Source organism: Bradyrhizobium sp. (assembly GCF_052389815.1).
Classification (GTDB): domain Bacteria; phylum Pseudomonadota; class Alphaproteobacteria; order Rhizobiales; family Xanthobacteraceae; genus Bradyrhizobium.
Window position 1 is genome coordinate 1 of sequence record NZ_JBQTHN010000218.1, and the last position, 16,771, is coordinate 16,771.

The 16,771-nt window shown below is 66.0% G+C and carries 19 protein-coding genes and 1 pseudogene; 7 read left to right on the plus strand and 13 right to left on the minus strand.

Features of this window, described 5'->3' with window-relative positions; genetic code table 11:
* Positions 1 to 731, minus strand: a pseudogene (locus ACT4OC_RS29225) (vitamin B12-dependent ribonucleotide reductase); the annotation flags it as partial.
* Positions 732 to 1,495: 764 nt separating this feature from the next.
* On the opposite strand from ACT4OC_RS29225, the gene ACT4OC_RS29230 reads away from it, so the two are divergent.
* Positions 1,496 to 2,392, plus strand: coding sequence for a DMT family transporter (locus ACT4OC_RS29230; protein WP_444842536.1), 897 nt, complete (start codon positions 1,496 to 1,498; stop codon positions 2,390 to 2,392).
* A gap of 3 nt (positions 2,393 to 2,395) precedes the next feature.
* Here the strand turns inward: ACT4OC_RS29230 and ACT4OC_RS29235 are convergent, their stop codons facing one another.
* Complete coding sequence (locus ACT4OC_RS29235) at positions 2,396 to 2,662, minus strand: hypothetical protein (protein ID WP_444842537.1); 267 nt, start codon at positions 2,660 to 2,662, stop codon at positions 2,396 to 2,398.
* Positions 2,663 to 2,806: 144 nt separating this feature from the next.
* A complete protein-coding gene (locus ACT4OC_RS29240; RefSeq protein WP_444842538.1) occupies positions 2,807 to 3,217 on the minus strand; it encodes a response regulator in 411 nt (136 codons plus the stop codon).
* A 176-nt stretch (positions 3,218 to 3,393) separates the two neighbouring features.
* On the opposite strand from ACT4OC_RS29240, the gene ACT4OC_RS29245 reads away from it, so the two are divergent.
* Complete coding sequence (locus ACT4OC_RS29245) at positions 3,394 to 4,290, plus strand: DMT family transporter (protein ID WP_444842539.1); 897 nt, start codon at positions 3,394 to 3,396, stop codon at positions 4,288 to 4,290.
* 55 nt (positions 4,291 to 4,345) lie between these two features.
* Here ACT4OC_RS29245 and ACT4OC_RS29250 read toward each other — a convergent pair whose 3' ends face one another.
* Positions 4,346 to 4,945 carry a BA14K family protein gene (locus ACT4OC_RS29250; protein WP_444842540.1) on the minus strand — a complete coding sequence of 200 codons (600 nt, stop codon included), beginning with the start codon at positions 4,943 to 4,945 and terminating at the stop codon, positions 4,346 to 4,348.
* A 263-nt stretch (positions 4,946 to 5,208) separates the two neighbouring features.
* On the opposite strand from ACT4OC_RS29250, the gene ACT4OC_RS29255 reads away from it, so the two are divergent.
* Complete coding sequence (locus ACT4OC_RS29255; protein WP_444842541.1) at positions 5,209 to 5,619, plus strand: NADH:ubiquinone oxidoreductase subunit NDUFA12; 411 nt, start codon at positions 5,209 to 5,211, stop codon at positions 5,617 to 5,619.
* 373 nt (positions 5,620 to 5,992) lie between these two features.
* Here ACT4OC_RS29255 and ACT4OC_RS29260 read toward each other — a convergent pair whose 3' ends face one another.
* Positions 5,993 to 6,685 carry a DJ-1/PfpI family protein gene (locus ACT4OC_RS29260; RefSeq protein ID WP_444842542.1) on the minus strand — a complete coding sequence of 231 codons (693 nt, stop codon included), beginning with the start codon at positions 6,683 to 6,685 and terminating at the stop codon, positions 5,993 to 5,995.
* A gap of 98 nt (positions 6,686 to 6,783) precedes the next feature.
* On the opposite strand from ACT4OC_RS29260, the gene ACT4OC_RS29265 reads away from it, so the two are divergent.
* Entirely contained in the window at positions 6,784 to 7,722 is a 939-nt protein-coding gene (locus ACT4OC_RS29265; protein ID WP_444842554.1) for a GlxA family transcriptional regulator, read from the plus strand.
* Positions 7,723 to 7,813: 91 nt separating this feature from the next.
* Here ACT4OC_RS29265 and ACT4OC_RS29270 read toward each other — a convergent pair whose 3' ends face one another.
* Together ACT4OC_RS29270 and ACT4OC_RS29275 are read right to left on the minus strand one after the other, a co-directional pair.
* Positions 7,814 to 8,176 carry a hypothetical protein gene (locus ACT4OC_RS29270; protein ID WP_444842543.1) on the minus strand — a complete coding sequence of 121 codons (363 nt, stop codon included), beginning with the start codon at positions 8,174 to 8,176 and terminating at the stop codon, positions 7,814 to 7,816.
* A 235-nt stretch (positions 8,177 to 8,411) separates the two neighbouring features.
* A complete protein-coding gene (locus ACT4OC_RS29275; RefSeq protein WP_444842544.1) occupies positions 8,412 to 8,726 on the minus strand; it encodes a copper-binding protein in 315 nt (104 codons plus the stop codon).
* 248 nt (positions 8,727 to 8,974) lie between these two features.
* Between ACT4OC_RS29275 and ACT4OC_RS29280 the strand changes: the two genes are divergently transcribed.
* Positions 8,975 to 9,907 carry a hypothetical protein gene (locus tag ACT4OC_RS29280; protein WP_444842545.1) on the plus strand — a complete coding sequence of 311 codons (933 nt, stop codon included), beginning with the start codon at positions 8,975 to 8,977 and terminating at the stop codon, positions 9,905 to 9,907.
* Between the two features lie 32 nt (positions 9,908 to 9,939).
* Here ACT4OC_RS29280 and ACT4OC_RS29285 read toward each other — a convergent pair whose 3' ends face one another.
* Positions 9,940 to 10,878, minus strand: coding sequence for an alpha/beta hydrolase (locus tag ACT4OC_RS29285; protein WP_444842546.1), 939 nt, complete (start codon positions 10,876 to 10,878; stop codon positions 9,940 to 9,942).
* A 136-nt stretch (positions 10,879 to 11,014) separates the two neighbouring features.
* Positions 11,015 to 11,794, minus strand: coding sequence for an SDR family NAD(P)-dependent oxidoreductase (locus ACT4OC_RS29290; protein WP_444842547.1), 780 nt, complete (start codon positions 11,792 to 11,794; stop codon positions 11,015 to 11,017).
* A 254-nt stretch (positions 11,795 to 12,048) separates the two neighbouring features.
* Here ACT4OC_RS29290 and ACT4OC_RS29295 point away from each other — a divergent pair, with 254 nt between their 5' ends.
* Positions 12,049 to 13,017, plus strand: coding sequence for a DUF2155 domain-containing protein (locus ACT4OC_RS29295; protein WP_444842548.1), 969 nt, complete (start codon positions 12,049 to 12,051; stop codon positions 13,015 to 13,017).
* A 1-nt stretch (position 13,018) separates the two neighbouring features.
* Here ACT4OC_RS29295 and aat read toward each other — a convergent pair whose 3' ends face one another.
* Entirely contained in the window at positions 13,019 to 13,699 is a 681-nt protein-coding gene (gene aat / locus ACT4OC_RS29300; RefSeq protein ID WP_444842549.1) for a leucyl/phenylalanyl-tRNA--protein transferase, read from the minus strand.
* Between the two features lie 66 nt (positions 13,700 to 13,765).
* Between aat and ACT4OC_RS29305 the strand changes: the two genes are divergently transcribed.
* On the plus strand, positions 13,766 to 14,221 hold the full coding sequence (locus ACT4OC_RS29305; RefSeq protein WP_444842550.1) for a GNAT family N-acetyltransferase: 456 nt from the start codon (positions 13,766 to 13,768) through the stop codon (positions 14,219 to 14,221).
* On the opposite strand, the gene ACT4OC_RS29310 is transcribed toward ACT4OC_RS29305, so the two are convergent.
* From ACT4OC_RS29310 to ACT4OC_RS29320, 3 genes are all read right to left on the minus strand, one after another.
* The gene (locus ACT4OC_RS29310) at positions 14,218 to 15,309 is read right to left on the minus strand and encodes a sensor histidine kinase (RefSeq protein WP_444842551.1); all 1,092 of its coding nucleotides are present in this window, start codon (positions 15,307 to 15,309) and stop codon (positions 14,218 to 14,220) included. The two genes, ACT4OC_RS29305 and ACT4OC_RS29310, sit on opposite strands and share 4 nt — an antisense overlap.
* Positions 15,306 to 15,746: a response regulator gene (locus tag ACT4OC_RS29315; RefSeq protein ID WP_444842552.1), complete on the minus strand. Its 441-nt coding sequence runs from the start codon at positions 15,744 to 15,746 to the stop codon at positions 15,306 to 15,308. Before ACT4OC_RS29315 ends, ACT4OC_RS29310 begins: the two co-directional genes overlap by 4 nt.
* Positions 15,743 to 16,771: sensor histidine kinase (locus tag ACT4OC_RS29320; protein WP_444842553.1), on the minus strand; the 1,029-nt coding region annotated here is incomplete at its 5' end. The genes ACT4OC_RS29315 and ACT4OC_RS29320, both read right to left, overlap by 4 nt.

Below are 16,771 nucleotides of genomic sequence, written 5' to 3' on the forward strand. Positions count from 1 at the left end.
CGCTCGCCTTCGCCGCGCAGGCTCGAGAAGTTGGAGCCGGTGCCGGAGCCGTATTTGAACAGGCGCGCCTCGCGCACCCAGAGGTCCATGATGCCGCCCTCGTTGACGAGGTCGTCATTGACGCCCTGGATGAAGCAGGCGTGCGGCTGCGGATGCTCGTAGGAGGATTTCGACTTGGTGAGCTTGCCGGTCTTGAAGTCGACGTAGTAGTGGCCCTGGCCGGGGCCGTCGACGCCATAGGCCCAGTGCAGCCCGGTGTTGAACCATTGCGGCGAGTTCGGTGCGACCATTTGCTTGGCGAGCTGCCAGCGCAGCTCGTCGAAGAAGGCGAGGGCGTCGTCTTCGCTGGTGAAGTAGTTGCCCTTCCAGCCCCAATAGGTCCAGCAGCCGGCGAGGCGATCGAACACCTGCCTGGCGCTGGTCTCGCTGACGAAGCGCTCCTTCTCGGGCAGGTTGGCCATCGCCTCGGTGTCGGGCACCGAGCGCCACAGGAAGGAGGGCACGCTCTCTTCCTCGACGCGCTTCAGGCGCGCGGCAACGCCGGCTTTCCGGAAGTATTTCTGCGCCAGCACGTCGGAGGCGACCTGCGACCAGAAGGTGGGCACCTCGACATTCTCGGCGCGAAACACGATCGAGCCGTCGGGGTTGCGGATCTCTGAAGTCGTCAGCCTGAAATCAATCCCGGCATAGGGTGACTGGCCGGCGGTGGTGTTGCGGCGTTCGATTCGCATGGTCGTGCCCCGTCTTTTCTGAAGCCGAACCGCTCACGAGGCGGACCGGCCATTGTTGTCCCTGAGCGAACCTTCCGGCCAAGGCGCCCGCCCTGGTCTGATGGTACGCAGCTGAGCCGGTGGATCCGGCCTGTTTCTCTCGACCGGCCGACCGGTGGTTTCACCGTGTCTGCCGACGGCACGTTCCGAGCCCAAAGGTTCGGCCCGTGCATTTCAACGCCCCAACGCAAAAACCCGTTCTCACCTGAGCCGATTCCGGCCCGTTCTGACGCTCCGGAACGGCCCCGGATTTCGGGCAGACAAGCCCTCCACCCGCTGCCTCAACCGGCGTGGCGGAGTGTCAATCCGGAACCCTTTTGGGAGCGACCGGCGGGACCCAAACACACTCGCGCCGAACAGGTCGAAGGCTAGGCCAAGACAGTCGCGCCCGTCAAGGACTAGTACGAGTTCCTGAATCAAACACTAAATATGGTGGAAAGAGGAGGATAACAGGGGTCGATGCCGCGCCTGTGATGGCCCCAAGTATCAGTGAGTCCTCAGGGATTCCCAAGCGGAAAAAATTCTCAAGCGACCCGTCCACGGGGCTTGGCCCCGCAGTTCACAGGGCAAGATTTTTTGGGCCCTTACGCATTGCGTTTTCGGGACTCAGGTAGCCTTGCGGAGATTCTTGAGAGTTTCTTGGGGCTGCCATGTCCGCGCACCCGTAGTGGGGGGCGGAAAGAGGGGGCATGGTGCGCTTCGTCTCCGGGAATCGCCTGAAATCCATGACAGAATCAAAACCGACGGCACGAGCGAGGATCGCGCCCGCCGGGCTCCTGTTCCTCGCCATCACCTCGGTGGGTTGGGGGTTCAACTGGCCGGTCACGAAGTACCTTTTGAGCGAGCTGCCGCCGCTGACCCTGCGCGGCGTCACCGGCGTGATCGGGGCGCTGCTGCTCGCCACCTTCGCGCTGATCCGCCGCGAGAGCCTTGTCGTGAACGAGGGGCAGTGGCCGCGGCTCGTGATGGCGGCGGTCCTCAACGTCACCGGCTGGATGGTGCTGATGGGGCTGGCGCTGCTCTGGCTGCCGGCCAGCGAAGCCGCGCTGATCGCCTACACCATGCCGGTGTGGGCGGCGATGCTGGCCTGGCCGGTGCTCGGCGAGCGGCCGACGGTGCTGCGCACGATTTCGCTGGTCATGGCGTTCGCGGGGCTGTCGGCCATCATGGGCGGCAACGGCTTTTCGGCGAGCGCGGCCAAGATGCCGGGCATCCTGATGGCGCTCGGCGGGGCCTTCGGCTTCGCGCTCGGCACGGTGCTGGCCAAGAAGCTGCCGATTCAGTTGCCGCCGATCACGGCAGCGAGCTGGCAGATCGGCATCGGCTGCTTTCCGGTTGCCGTCGTGGGGCTTGCGATCGAGACCACCGATCTCGACAGGGTGACGACCACGGGGTGGGTGCTCTTGTTCTATTCCACCGTGATCCAGTTCTGCATCGCCTATGTCAGCTGGTTCGCCGCGCTTTCGCGCCTGCCGGCCTCGGTCGCGGCGATCGGTACCATGGCGGTGCCTGTGATCGGCGTGGTCGCTTCCGCGATCGCCTTGGGCGAGCCGCTCGGCCCCGGCCAGATCGCAGCCCTGGTGCTGACGCTGGCGGCGGTGGTGCTGGCGACGCGGTCGTGATGACTAGCGAACGATCGTGGTCAGCGATGAATAGCGCCGGCCGGGCTTTGCCTCGCCCGGCGTGAACTGCGCGAAGGTGTCGCTGATGCGCGCGGCCGGCGTGGCGTCGCGCGCGAAGCGAAACTCGTGGCTCGGCCGCGGCGCGTAGAAGCTGGCGAGATAATAGTCGTCGTCGAAACGCGCTTCGCCGACGCCGAACACCGCGTCGCAGGCGAAGATGAGTGCGCAGACCCCCGCGACCGCCGCCGCGATCTCCTTGAGAACAGACATGCTTGAAGCCCCCGATTTTCCGGGAAGCATGCAGGCCGGCTTGCCAAGGCGAGGTTACCGCGGGCGCGCCACTTGCGGGCAGGGTTTGCCCGATCTGAGCGGATTGCGGACAATTTTACCGATCCCGGAAAGCGGTGCGGCTCGTCATTCTTCCTGGAGGTGGGGCCCCGCCGTCCGCTTGGCGAGACAATCGTTGACGGCAGCGAGCAGCGCCTTCGGCGTGAAGGGCTTGCGCAGGCAGCAGGTCGCGCCGAGCTCGAGCGTCATGCGCAGGAAATCGGGCGAGGACGTGTCGGCATTGGCGAAGGCGTAGCCGGACATCGCGATCAGCGGGATGTCGGGCGCGCGCTCGTGAAACATGCGGATCGACTCGAAGCCGCGCATGTGCGGCATGAATATGTCGACGATCATGACGTCGAACGTCTGCGCGGCGAGCGCGCGCATTCCCGATTCGCCGCCGTCGGCCATGGTGACTTCCATGCCCTGCCGCTGCAGGCAAACCTCGATGGCCAGGGAGACCATCGGATCGTCATCGACCACCAGAACGCGTGGCAATGGTGCTTCCTTCGGAACGACAAGATGTTGCACGAAGCGTCCGCTTCCCCGCCAGCTTGGACCTCGAAGCGCGTTTTTCAACCGAAAAAGCCGACTCCGGCGGACAGGGCGGCTGTCTGCACGATGGCGTGCATTGGCTGTTTGCGGCGCGGCGATTTCGCTGTAGCTGTGCTTGCATGACCGCAGCTCCCAAGGCGCGCACCCGCATCTCGCCGCTCGGCCTGACGTTCCTCGCGGTGACGTCGATCGGCTGGGGCCTCAACTTCCCGATCATGAAATATATCCTGTCGGAATGGCCGCCGCTGTCGGCGCGCGGCCTCAGCGGCATCGTCGGCGCGGCGGCGCTGGCGCTCATCGCGCTGTTGCAGCGACAGCGGCTGACGGTTCCGCGCGGGATGCGGCTGCGGCTGGTGCTGGTATCGCTGCTCACGATCAGCTCGTGGGTTGCATTCATGGGACTGGCGCTGGTGTGGCTCGATGCGCGCGAGGCCGCGGTGCTGGCGATCTCGGTTCCCGTATGGGTGGCGCTGCTGGCCTGGCCGGTTCTCGGGGAGCGTCTGACCGCGCTTCGCGCCGCGGCGCTGGCGGTGGCGCTCGGCGGCATCTTCATCCTGATCGGCGGCAACAGCCTCGATGCCAGCATCGGCAAGCTGCCGGGATTGCTGATGGCGCTGGTTGGCGCCGTCTGTGTCGGGCTCGGCACCGTGCTGACGAAACACTTTCCGCTACAGATGCCGCCGACCTCGCTTGCCGCCTGGCAGATCGGAATCGGATGCCTGCCGGTGGCGATCGCAGGGATCGCCTTCGAGCAGCCGAACCCGGCCGCGCTGTCGGCGCTCGGCTGGGCCTCGATGGCCTACCTGACCCTGATCCAGTTTTGCCTGTGTTACGTCTGCTGGTTCGTCGCCCTCGAGCGGTTGCCGGCCGCGACCGCTTCGATCGGCACGCTGCTCGTTCCGGTGGTCGGCGTGCTGTCGGCTGCCGCGATGCTGCACGAACCATTCGGGCTGCGCGAGATCATCGCGCTCGCCGTCGCGCTCGGCGGCGTCGCGCTGGCCTTGCGCGCGCAATGAAAAGAGCGGCGCATCGGCAATGCGCCGCTCTTGTCGGGTCGGCGAACCTCACACCTTACGGGCAGGGGTGCCGCTGGCCGTCGTAGCCGAGATAGGTGCGCGTGGCGAGGTCATAGGACTTGAACCGCTGCTGGCAGTAAGCCACGGAATCTCCGTCGCCGGGCACGACGGCCACGGTGCTCTCGTCGTAATAGCTGTCATCGTAATAATAGGGATCGTAGTAGCCTCCGCCGCCATAATAGGCGTAGCTGCTGCCGATGCCGAGACCGATGCCCACGCCGGGCCAGAATCCGCCATGACGATGGCGGTGATGGCGATGATGCCAGTTGCCGCCACTCCAGCTGCCGCCGCTCCAGTTGCCGCCGGCATGGCGCGGACTGCGCACGCCGCTGTCGCCGACGACGGGCGCACCGCCCCGCGGACCGCCAATGGCCGCGCCGCCGCCTCCCACCGGGCCGGCACGGAACGCGCCGCGGTCCGCCATGCCACCGCCGCGGAAGCCGCCGCCGCCACCGCCGATGCTGATGGCTCCACCGCCGCCGCCACGTGCGCCGCCTCCGCCTCTGCTATCCTGCGCGTAGCTCGCGCCCGTCAGCGCGACAGGCAGCACCAGCGCCAGTGCCGCGGCCATACTCAACACTTTCGAATTGGTCATTTTCGGCTCCATTTCCGGGATGCTTGCCAACCCCCGACAGGGGGGAGACGTTCCCGAGCCCCGCACCATTTGTGCGTGATCGGAGCCTGTTCGGATGCGGCTGTACGGGCGATGAACGGATTGCGCTGATTCTGCGGCATCGGCCGGCCGGATCGTGCGCCTTGGACGAAGGTACAAGCGCCTTGCAGCGGCCGCCATGTATGGACAATTCGACCTTCCGATGGCATCAGGACGTTAGACATTCGAACCACGGCAAAGACCGCATGAAACAGTTCCTGCTGAAATTCTTCACCTGGTGGAGCGGCCAGACCTTTGGCACGCAGCTGTGGACCTGGCGGTTCGGCGAGCTGGTCGGCACCGACGACCAGGGCAACCGCTACTACCGCACCAAGGGCGGCGCGATCGACCCGACGCTCGGCTTCGAGCGGCGCTGGGTGATCTACAACGGCTATGCCGAGGCCTCGCGCATTCCGCCGGAATGGCACGGCTGGATCCATCACATGGTCGACGTGCCGCCGACGGAAGACAAATACACGCCGCGCGAGTGGGAGAAGCCGCACGTGCCGAACATGACCGGTACGCGCGAGGCCTATCGTCCCTCCGGCTCGACGCTGGCCTCCGGCCGCCGCCCCAAGGCCACCGGCGACTACCAGGCCTGGACGCCGGGGAACTGATCCGCTGCTTTTGGCGCGAGGGGCGCCGCGTTGCGTGGCCCGCTGTGCGGTCTGCAAGTTGAATCGTCGCTGCGCTGCACTTGCCTGTGAACAACGGTAACAGCGGGGATGCACTTCAGAGCATCGTTGCGCATCTCGCGGCAATGCGGCTCAATGAACCCATCTTACGGAGGTGAGAAATCACCGCGTCGGATCGGGCTCCGGATCGCGACCGTCCCGATGAGCAGCGGCCCCCGAGTAGGACACGGCCGGGAGATAGGCCCCCGGTGCAGAGGTTCTGAAATCGCCCGCTAATGTGGGGCAGCCGTGAGACAGGAAAGGCCGTCTGGGCAACCAGGCGGCCTTTTTCTGTTTGCAATTGTTCGCGCCGGGATCAGGCGTGCAGCGCGAGCCGTTCGGCGGCGCGCCTGTAATTATCCATGCGGCGCTGCCTGGTCGGCGCCATTCGCTCCTGCATCAGCGTCAGGATCTCCGCCGGCGCCGTCTCGGGCGATCCGGCATTGAAGGGCGGGGCAGGGTTGTATTCGAGCCGGAGCTGGATCGCTTCCGCGGTCTTGCGGTCGACCATCTGCGCGACCAGCGTCAGCGCAAAATCGATGCCGGCGGTGACGCCGCCGCCGGTGACGCGGTTGCGGTCGGTGCAGACGCGGGTCTTGGTCGGGATCGCACCGAACGGCGCGAGGGCTTCCATCGCCGACCAGTGGGTGGTTGCGCGATAGCCCTTCAGCAGGCCGGCGGCGCCGAGCACCAGCGAGCCCGTGCAGACCGAGGTGATGTATTTGGCGCCTTCCGCCTGCTTCCTCAGGAAGGCGAGCATCTCCTCGTCGTTGACCATTTCGTCGGTGCCGAAGCCGCCGGGGACGCAGATCACGTCCAGCTGCGGGCATTCGGCAAAGCTTATGGTCGGGGTGATCGCCATCACCGAGTCGCTGCTGACCGGCTCGATGCGCTTCCAGATCACGTGCACCGTGGCGCCGGGCACGCTGGAGAACACCTGCAATGGGCCGGTGAAGTCGAGCTGGGTGACGCGCGGGAACAGCACAATTCCGATTTGCAGGTCAGACATCGGGCCTCCTGATTTCGCTTGACGGCGCCACCATTGCATGGTCGCCTTCCGTCCGAAATGGCATATTTCCCTCATTTTAGGACATGAGCAGGATTCCCATGATCGGCGTGCTGATCTTTCCGGACTTCCAGCTGCTCGATGCGGCGGGGCCGATCTCGGCCTTCGAGATCGCCGCGCGCTTCACGGGCGGAGTTCCCGCGATCCGGACGTTGGCGATCGCGCCGGGACCGGTGCGCAGCTCCTCCGGCGTGGAGATGCTGGCGCGCAGCACGCGGCCGGCGGAGGCGATCACCACCCTGATCGTCGCGGGCGGCGACGGTGTCCGTACCGCTGCAGTCTGCGCCAAGACCTTGTCGTTTGTGCGCGGCATGGCCAGGCGCGGCGTCCGGATCGCCAGCGTATGCTCCGGCGCCTACATCCTGGCCGAAGCGGGCCTGCTCGACGGCAAGCGAGCCACCACGCATTGGCAGCGCACGCAGCATTTCCTCAAGGCCTATCCGCAAGTGAAGCTCGAGCCGGACCAGATCTATGTGCGCGACGGCGACGTCTGGACTTCGGCCGGCATCACCGCCGGCATCGACCTGTCGCTCGCCATGATCGCGGAGGATCACGGCGAGGAGATCGCGCGGCAAACCGCCCGTCAGCTCGTGCTGTATCACCGCCGGTCCGGCGGGCAGTCGCAGTTCTCTTCACTGCTGGAATTGAAGGCGCCGACCGGGCGCTTTGCGCCGCTGCTGGCCTGGGCGCGCGAGAATCTCGATGCGCCGCTCACGGTGGAGGACATGGCCGAGCGCGCCGGCATGAGCGCGCGGCATTTTTCCCGCGCCTTCATCGCGGAAACCGGCACCACGCCGTCGAAGGCGGTGGAGAAACTCCGCATCGAGGCGGCGAAGGCGCGCGTGCAGTCGTCGAGCGAAGCGATCGAGCGCGTCGCCGAGGTCACGGGCTTTCGCGATCCGGAACGGATGCGCCGCGCCTTCATCCGCGCCTTCGGCCAGCCGCCGCAATCGCTGCGGCGGGCGTCGCGGGCGGGCTAGGGCAGGATGAGATTGGCTTTGGTTGAGCGGCATCGGCAGTTCACCTCTCCCAAGGGAGAGGTGAACTGAGCCTGCCGGAGGGCCGATTCAATCAGATTTCATCGCGCTTTAGGCAGATAGCCGGCGCAAGCCGGCTATCGCACGAGCGGCACTCGATCAGTTGTGCTTCTTCACCCAGATGCGCGCACTCTGAACGGATTGCGCGGCGTGGATGCGCGCCCGTTCGAACGGCGTAACGAAGCCGTCGGCCTTCGCCTGGTTTTTCCAGGTTCTGCACGCGGGTCTGACCCTGCTGCAGCTTCTGGTACTCGGTGAAGGAAATTTCGCCCGACGTCACGCCGTTGAAGATGCGGTGCGACTGCGCGTTCTGGCGCGCATTGATCAGGGGCGTTCCGGCGAAGCTGGTTGCCGAGGTGACGGCAAGCACCAGCGCGGCGGCAAGTACGGTCTTCATGGCAAGTCTCCCTCTGCCTGGTTTCGCCGATGGCGACGGCACCATTGCCGGCGCTCGATCGACGATGGCGCGAGCATGAAGGAGAGCCGCATTGGAAGATGCGCGAGCTGTCACGTAGCGGCTTGATTTCGCGCGAGCTTACAGACGTTTAATGAAGATGAAGATGAGCGATCCGAAAGCAGGAACCGCACGAGTTCCGCTGCCATCTCGTGGCGGGCCGGCGCTTGCGGCCACGCTATCGCTTTTTCTTCTCGATCTTGGTGATCGTGTCGACGCCGCCGGACTCGGTCGCGGAAAAGCTGACCTGATCGCCGGCGTGCAGCGCCTCGAGCGAAGCGACCGGCACCTTGTACTGCTTGACGGCGCCGCCACCGCTGCCTGCGCCCACCGTGCCGTCCTGCGTCTGCTGAATGGCGATGGTGCCGTCGAGCCGGTTGATCTGCGTGACCATCCCCGTCTTGGCGTCCTGCGCCAAAGCTCCCTGGACGAGGGCCGCTGAACCGATGAAGGCAAGCGCTGCCGCGGCGCAGACGGGCTTCATGACTTCCATGGCGACCTCCCAAGTTGAGCGAGCCGAGGCAACGCGCGGCCGAGCCAATGGTTCCCGGTTCCTCAGAACGTGGCGCTTTCCGTAGTCTTGCCAATGCCGGCCGCGCGCAAGGCTAATCGAACGTTAGGGATTCTTCAATACAAGGCAAAACTGGTGGTTGTGTCCCGCATTCAATCGCCGCTACTGCCAAACATCCGCGCATCGGGCCAGTTTGCCTCCCGCCTCTTGCCTGGACGAGGAGAGGGACCGTGAGCAAGACTGCGGCGCTCGCCGACGACAACATTATCGCGCCGGTTCGATCGACCGACACCGGCGCCAACACGCGCGCGGCGATCCAGACCTGGACCGGCAAGGCGATCGCCGAGCAAATCCACGCCAAGCAGTTGAGCGCGGCCTACCGGCTCTTCATGTATCACCGTGCAACCCGGCAGCCGACGCTGCGCGACATGTATACGAAGGGATCCAATACGCTCGGCGATTCCGTGCTGAGCGTGAAGATCGGCGAGGAGCACGTCGTCGTTGCGCAAAGCGAGGAGTACTTGCGCAATCTAGGCAAGGATCTGCGCGGCACCCGCTCCTCCGACCTCAAATTCGCCACCGCCAACAGCCTGCACGACCTCTATGACGAGTGCCTGGCGCTGAAGCGCCCGGCCTATGCGCGCTATATTTCCTCGCTGTCCGACCAGAACGTCTACTGGGAAGTGCTGATCCTGCCGCTGGCCGCGGACGATCGGAGCCCGCCGATCTTCACCATGTGCTGCGCGGCCATGCTGAGCGAGAAGATCGACGTGCTGCAAATACTCTACGATCGATCGCCGGTCGGCATCGTCGCGGCCGTCCCGATCATGAACGGGCAGAACAAGACCGACGACGCGCGCATCCTGACCTTGAATGCCAAGGCGCGGCAAATTCTCAAGCAGGATGCCTCGCGCGGCCGGATGCACACGGTCGGCGAGCTCGTCCGCTATCTCGGCGAAAGCCTGCGCTGGAGCGCGACCAACACATCCTCGGACGGCCAGGCCACCAACGTCGAATACCGCAACCCCGTGGGCGAGCTGTTCGTGATGACGATCGAGCTCGTCAACCAGATCGTCCTGATCACCATCGCCGAACGCGGCAAGCCCGACGCCGGCGAGATCAAGACCAGCAATCGTTTTGCCCGCCTGCTGGGGCTGGGCTGATCCCAGGCTCGTGTCGGACTAGCCCTGCGCCTTCAGCCTTGCGCCTTCAGCCAGGCGCCGATCTCGCTTGCGGCGATATTGGCCTGGCTGAGCAGTTTGCCCATGGTGAAGAAGCCGTGGAACTGGCCGGGGAAGCTGCGGTAGGTCACGGCCACGCCGGCCTGCTTCAGGCGCTCCGCATATTCGTTACCCTCGTCGCGCAGCGGATCGGCACCTGCAACCAGAACATAGGCGGGCGGCAGGCCGGCAAGGCTTGCGCGCGCCGGCGAGGCGCGCCAGTCCCCGACATCGGCATTGCCAAGATAGCTTCCGATGAACCACCGGGTGACCGAATGCGTGAGCAGGATGCTGGTCTCCGGCTCGCTGTGCGAGGGCGTGCTCATCGCAAGATCGGTGGCTGGATAGATCAGCACCTGGCCCGCGAGCCGCGGGCCGGCATCGCGCGCCGCGAGCGCGGTGACGGCGGCAAGATTGCCGCCCGCGCTGTCGCCGCCGACGAAGATGCCGTCCGTGTCGATGCCGAGTTGCCTTGCGTTGCCGGCGATCCATCGGGTGGCGTTGACCGCGTCCTCGACCGCGGCCGGGAACGGGTGCTCTGGCGCAAGACGGTAGTCGACGGAGATCACGATCATCTCGCCTTCATGGGCAAGCGTGCGGCACACGACGTCGTGCGAATCGAGGTTGCCGATCACCCAGCCGCCGCCATGGAAGAACACCAGACACGGCGCGAGGCCATCGGTGCTGCGCAGCCGCTTCGGCGTGTAGAGGCGTGCCGGCAGCGATCCGTGCGGGGCGGGGATCGCAAGCTCCGTCACCGATTGAAGCTCGGGCGGCTCGGGATTGCTGACGAAGCGGGCGGCGAGATACATCTCGCGTGCTTCGGGCGGGGTCAGCGTTTCATAGGGAGGACGGTTCGCTTCCAGAAAAGCCTGGTAGACGGCGGCGGCATCGGGATCGAGAACGACGGGCATTCGAGAGAGCCTCGAGATTCGAGTTTACCAATGTCGTTCCGGGGCTCGCGGAGCGAGAACCCGGAACCTCGAGATTCCACAATACGCAGTTGCGCATTGGGGTTCGTCGCTGACGCGACGCCCCGGAATGACGACGTCAGGCGGCGGTGCGGCCGCCATCCACGGTGTAGTGCGAGCCGGAGACGTAGCTCGCATCGTCGGAGGCGAGAAAGGCGACGATGGCGGCAACCTCGGAAGCCTGGCCGAGGCGGCGCGCCGGAATCCGCTCGACGATCTTGTCCTGCGGCGGAGGCTCGTTGCCGCCGCTGCGTCCCTGCAGGATGGCCGAGAGCATGCGGCTGTCGATCAGCCCGGGGCAGACGCAATTGATCCGCACGCCGGTGCCGGTGCATTCCCATGCCGTGCTCTTCGTCAGCCCGATCACGGCATGCTTGCTGGCGCTGTAGACCGCGATATGCGGCGAGCCCATCAGCCCTGCGATGGATGCGGTGTTGATGATGCTGCCCTTCTTGTTCTTCAGCATGCTGGGCAGCACGTGCTTCATGCCGAGGAAGACGCCGACCACGTTGACGTCGAGCACCTTGCGGAAGCTCTCCAGCGGATAGTCGGTGATCGGGCGGACCTCGCCCTCGATGCCAGCGTTGTTGAAGAAGACGTCGATGGTGCCGAACTTGTCGAGCGCGGCGTGGACGTATTCGGCAACCTCCTCTTCCCGCGTGACGTCCGCGGTGACGAGCAGGGGATCGGCGGTTGCCGGCAGGTCCTTGATGGCCGACCTCAACTCCGCCTTCTTGCGGTCCACGGCGACGATGCGGGCGCCGCGCGCGGCGAGCAGCCGCATGGTGGCGGTGCCGATGACGCCGGCCGCGCCGGTGACGACGGCGACCTTGCCGTCCAGTCGGATACGATCGGGCATTATTCTTGTTTCCCCTGGGTGCTCCGGTTGGCCCGGACTTGTCCGCGCGGCGGGACCGCGCCTTTTCGATCGGGATGACTATTCCATTTGTGTCAAAGGCTGGCTAGGGCATGGAAATGCGGCCGAAACCGCCCTTTCCCCGCCGTATTCGGCGTGTTAACCGGAAGCCGCGCGAGCGGCTGCTAAAGGTACGCTGCTAAAAGTACGCTGCTAAAAGTACAATGTCGCCCGATTCGCCCCTTTGAAGCCGCGAGATGTTTCGGACCTTTGCCCTGACCGGTTTTGCGGCCCTGATCGCCGCCTTTGTTTTCGCGGTTGCGCCGTCGGCGCAGGCGCAGATCGGCACTATTTTCTCCGATCCGCCGCTCCGGCCGCCGGGCTCCATCCCGCGTGGTCAGCAGCAACAGCAGCCTCTCGACGACGACGAGCAGGTGCCGGAATTGCCGCGCGGCCGTTTGCTGCCGAGCCGTCCGGCGCCGGGGCAGGGCGTGCCGCCGCCCGGCGCCGTGCAATCGCAGCCGCTGGCGCCTCCGCCGGGTACCACAGTCGTGCCGCAAGGCCAGCAGCCGGGTATCGCCGTGCAGCCGCCGCAGCCGGGAGTTGCCAATGCGCCTCCGGGCGGTGCCAATCCGTTGCCGGGGCTGCCGCCCGGCCAGCGCCAGCCCAGGGGCGTGCCGCAGACGCCGGCGAGCATCCAGCCGGGCGACGAGGTGGTGAGCGAGCCGCCCTCGACCAAGATCACCAACAAGAAGGCGACCTTCTCCGGGCTCGACAAGATCACCGGGCGCATCATCAATTTCGACGAGGATATCGGCGAGACCGTGCAGTTCGGTGCGCTCAGGGTGAAGACCAGCGTCTGCTATACGCGGCCGTCCACCGAGGCCGCCAACACCGATGCCTTCGTCGAGGTCGACGAGATCACGCTGCAGGGCGAGGTGAAGCGGATCTTTTCCGGGTGGATGTTCGCGGCGAGCCCCGGCCTGCACGGCGTCGAGCATCCCGTCTATGACATCTGGCTGACCAACTGCAAGGAGCCGGACCAGACCATCGTCAGCGCGCAGCCCGATCCGCCGAAACCGCCGCCACCGCCGCAACAGAAGCGCCCGCCGCCACAGAAGCAGGCGGCACCGCGTCCGCTGCCGCCGCCGGGCTATGGCCAGCCGCCTCCGCCTCCACCCCCGCCGCAGCAGCAGCCGGGCGGGCTGTTCGGCATCTTCCGCTGATCTAGCTTTTCGTTGCGACGATTTCGAGCGCGCGCGCGCCGCCGATCGGTTCGGCCGGCGGCAGTCGTCGGAAATCCGCCGGCTCGCCTGCGACCGCCCGGTCGAGCAGCGTGCGATAGCGGCGGCGCGGGATTTCGACGGCGCCGAAGCTGCGCAGGTGCTCGGTGACGTATTGCGTGTCGAGCAGCTCGAAGCCGCCCGCGATCAGCCGCGCCACCAGATGCACCAGCGCCACTTTCGAGGCGTCGCGGACGCGGTGGAACATGCTCTCGCCGAAGAAGGCGCGGCCGAGGCTGACGCCATATAGACCGCCGGCGAGATCGTCGTCCTGCCAGACCTCGACGCTGTGGCAATGGCCGAGCTCGTGCAGGCCGAAATAGAGGTCGCGAATGCGCTTGTTGATCCAGGTGTCCTCGCGGCCTTCCTGCGGCGCGGCGCAACCGGCGATCACGGCCGGAAATGCGGTGTTGGCCGTCACCTTGAAGGCGTCCGAGCGCACGGTGCGGGCCAGGCGCGAGCTGACGCGAAGGCCGTTGAGCGGGATCACGCCGCGCATCTCCGGCTCGACCCAGAACAGGCTCGGGTCGTCGGCGCTCTCGGCCATCGGGAAGATCCCGCAGGCATAGGCGCGCAGCAATACTTCGGGCGTGATTTCGGCAGTGGCGGAGTCGCGCGATGTCATGGCGCGAAGGATAGCAGGGCAGCGAGCCCCTGTGCTAGGTTCAGCGCTCCAGCCGGCACCCCGACCATGCAACTCCTCATCCGTGCGCCCGACATCGCGGAACTGCCCGCGCTGTCGGAGCTGTGCATGCGGTCGAAGGCGGTGCGGGGCTATGACGCGGCCTTCATGGAGGCGTGCAGGGCCGAGCTGTCGTTCGATCCGCGCGATCTCGCTTCCTCGCAGATCGCGGTCGCCGCGCGGAGAAACGCCGTGCTCGGCGTCGCGCAGGTCAGGATGGCCGGCGACGAGGCCGATCTCCTGAAATTGTTCGTGGAGCCAACGGCGCTGCGCGGTGGCGTAGGGCAGGCGCTGTTCGGCTGGGCGATCGACACCGCGAAGGAGCTGGGCGCGCAACGGATGACCATCGAGGCCGATCCGGATGCTGTGCCGTTCTACCGGCGTCTCGGCGCACGCGACGCCGGCCTCGTGCCGTCGGGCTCGATTGCCGGGCGCTGGTTGCCGAGGCTGTTCGTCGAACTTTAGCACGCCGCCGCGTCGGCGGACTTGGCGGCCGGCTCGGCGGAGCGCTTGAAGCGGACCTCGATGCGGGTGCCGGAATGGGCGGGGTCGCGCTCGACGCTGGCGTCGAGCTTGGCGGCCATCGCGCTCACGATGCGCTGGCCCATTCCGGTCGAGCGCGGATCGCTTCTGGCGGCGAGCCCGACGCCTTCGTCGGAGATCGACAGCGCCAGTTCTTCGCCCCGCGCCTTCAGCTCGACATGGATCGGGCCGGGGTCGTCGGGATAGGCGTATTTCACCGCGTTCATCACCAGCTCGTTGACGATGATGCCGATGGCAACCGCGCGGTCGGGATCGATCTCGACCGGCTCGGCCTTCAGCGTCAGGCGCGACATCCGGTTGCCTTCGGCCGAACGGCGAAGGTCTTCCAGCAGGGAATCCAGGTACTGGTTGAGCAGCACGCTCTTCAGATCCTGCGAGGTGTAGAGCCGGCGATGCACCTGCGCCACCGCTGCGACGCGGCCCATCGCGTTGGTGAGCGCAGCCTTGACATCGTCCTGCGTTGCCGTGCTCGCCTGCAGGTGCAACAGCGATGCAATGATCTGCAGGCTGTTGCCGACGCGGTGGTTGACCTCGCGCAGCAGCACCTCGCGTTCGGCGGCGAGCGCCTCGAAGCGGTCGCGCGCGGCATGGACCTCGGCCTCGGCCTGGTCGCGGGCGCGCTGTATCTCGGCTTGGCGGATCGCGCTTTGCGCCGCGACCTGCAGCAGGGCGATGAAGTCGCCGCCGGTGTCCTTGACGAGATAGTCGGCGGCGCCCGCCTTTAGCGCGGTGACGGCGATGGCCGAGTCCTGCGATGCCGTGACGAACACGACAGGAGGCGCGCCCGCGATCTGCATGATGCGCTCCAGCGTCTCCAGCCCGTCCAGCCCGGGCATGTACTGGTCGAGCGCAATCACGTCGATGCCGCCTTGCGCCAGCCGGTCGAGCCCCTGCTGGCCGCTCGCGGCATGCACGACGTTGAAGCCGGCCCGCGTCAAGCCGCGCTCGACCAGGCGGGCCAGCGCCGGATCGTCCTCGATATAGAGCAGAGTGGGCGTTGCTGATGTCATGAGGCGGCTTCGGGGACCTTGATGACGGAAAAGAACAGGCCGAGCTGGCGGATGGCGTTGGCGAAGCTTTCGTAGTTCACGGGCTTGGTGATGTAGACGTTGCAGCCAAGCTCGTAGCAGCGCTTGATCTCCTGGGAATCGTCGGTGGTGGTCAGCACCACCACCGGGGTGGACTTCAGATAGGAGTTTTCCTTGATCCGCCTGAGGATGTCGATGCCGGTCATGTCGGGCAGATTGAGGTCGAGCAGCACCAGCAGCGGCTGTCCCTTGCGGGCGCTGCCGGTTCCATCCTTGCCGAACAGGTAGTTGACGGCGGATGTACCGTCGGTGAACGGGACGATCTCGTTGTTGACACCCGACCGGCGGATGTTCCGTTCGATCAGGCGCGCATGCCCCTCGTCGTCCTCTACCATGATGATGGTGACGGGATTGCTCATGCGCGGCGCTCTCCAGCGTTGGCTTTCCAGTTGATCGGCAACGTGACCGTGAAGGTGCTGCCCTGGTCGAGTTCCGAGGCAACTGACATAGTGCCGCCCAGCCTTCGCACCAGTGCGCGGACATGCGCAAGTCCTATGCCCTGGCCCGGCTTGTCCTGGGTGCCGGCGCGGCGGAACAATTCGAAAATGCGCTGGTGGTCCCTGGCGTCGATGCCGCGGCCGTTGTCACTGACGTCGAAGACGGCGAACCCCAGCTTGGTGCGGCCGCGGATCTCGACGTCGCCGGGCACGCCAGGCCTCAGATATTTCAGCGCGTTGTCGATCAGGTTGGAAAACACCTGCTCCAGCGCGAGGCGGTCGCTGACGATGTCGGGCAGCACCATGACACGGATTTGCGCATTCGCCTCGGCGGCCTGATGTGCAACCGTGGTTCGAATGCTGTCGAGCAGCTCGTTCATGTCGATCCGCTCCGGCGAAAATTCGCGACGGCCCTCCCGGGTGAGGTTGAGGATCGCCGAGATCAGGCGGTCCATCTTGGCGATGGACGACTTGATGAAACCGAGCGCTTCCGAGAAGTCGTCCGACAGTTGCTTGTCGGTACCTTGCAGCTCCGGCTCGGTGCCCTCGGTAGCATCTTCCGGCACCGACGGTGCAAGCTCCGCGGCCCGGCTGAGACGGACGATGCGCTTGAAGATGTCGTTGCGGAGTTCCTCGAGCTCGCTGGTAAAGCCCATGATGTTGACGAGCGGCGAACGAAGGTCGTGGCTGACGATGTAGGCAAAGCGCTGGATCTCGTCATTGGCCTCGAGCAGATCGGCGGTGCGCTCGTCGATCGTGGCCTCCAGATTGGCGTAGCCGTCGCGCAGTTTCGCCTCGGCCTCGTCGCGGGCGCGCGAAGAGCGGCGCACCAGGAAGATCGACATGCCGGCGAGCGCAATCACCATGCTGGAGCCCGCGATGGTGACGCTGGAGGCGAGCACCTGGCTGCGGTCGGCATTGACGATGCGCATCGCCAGCAGCCGCTC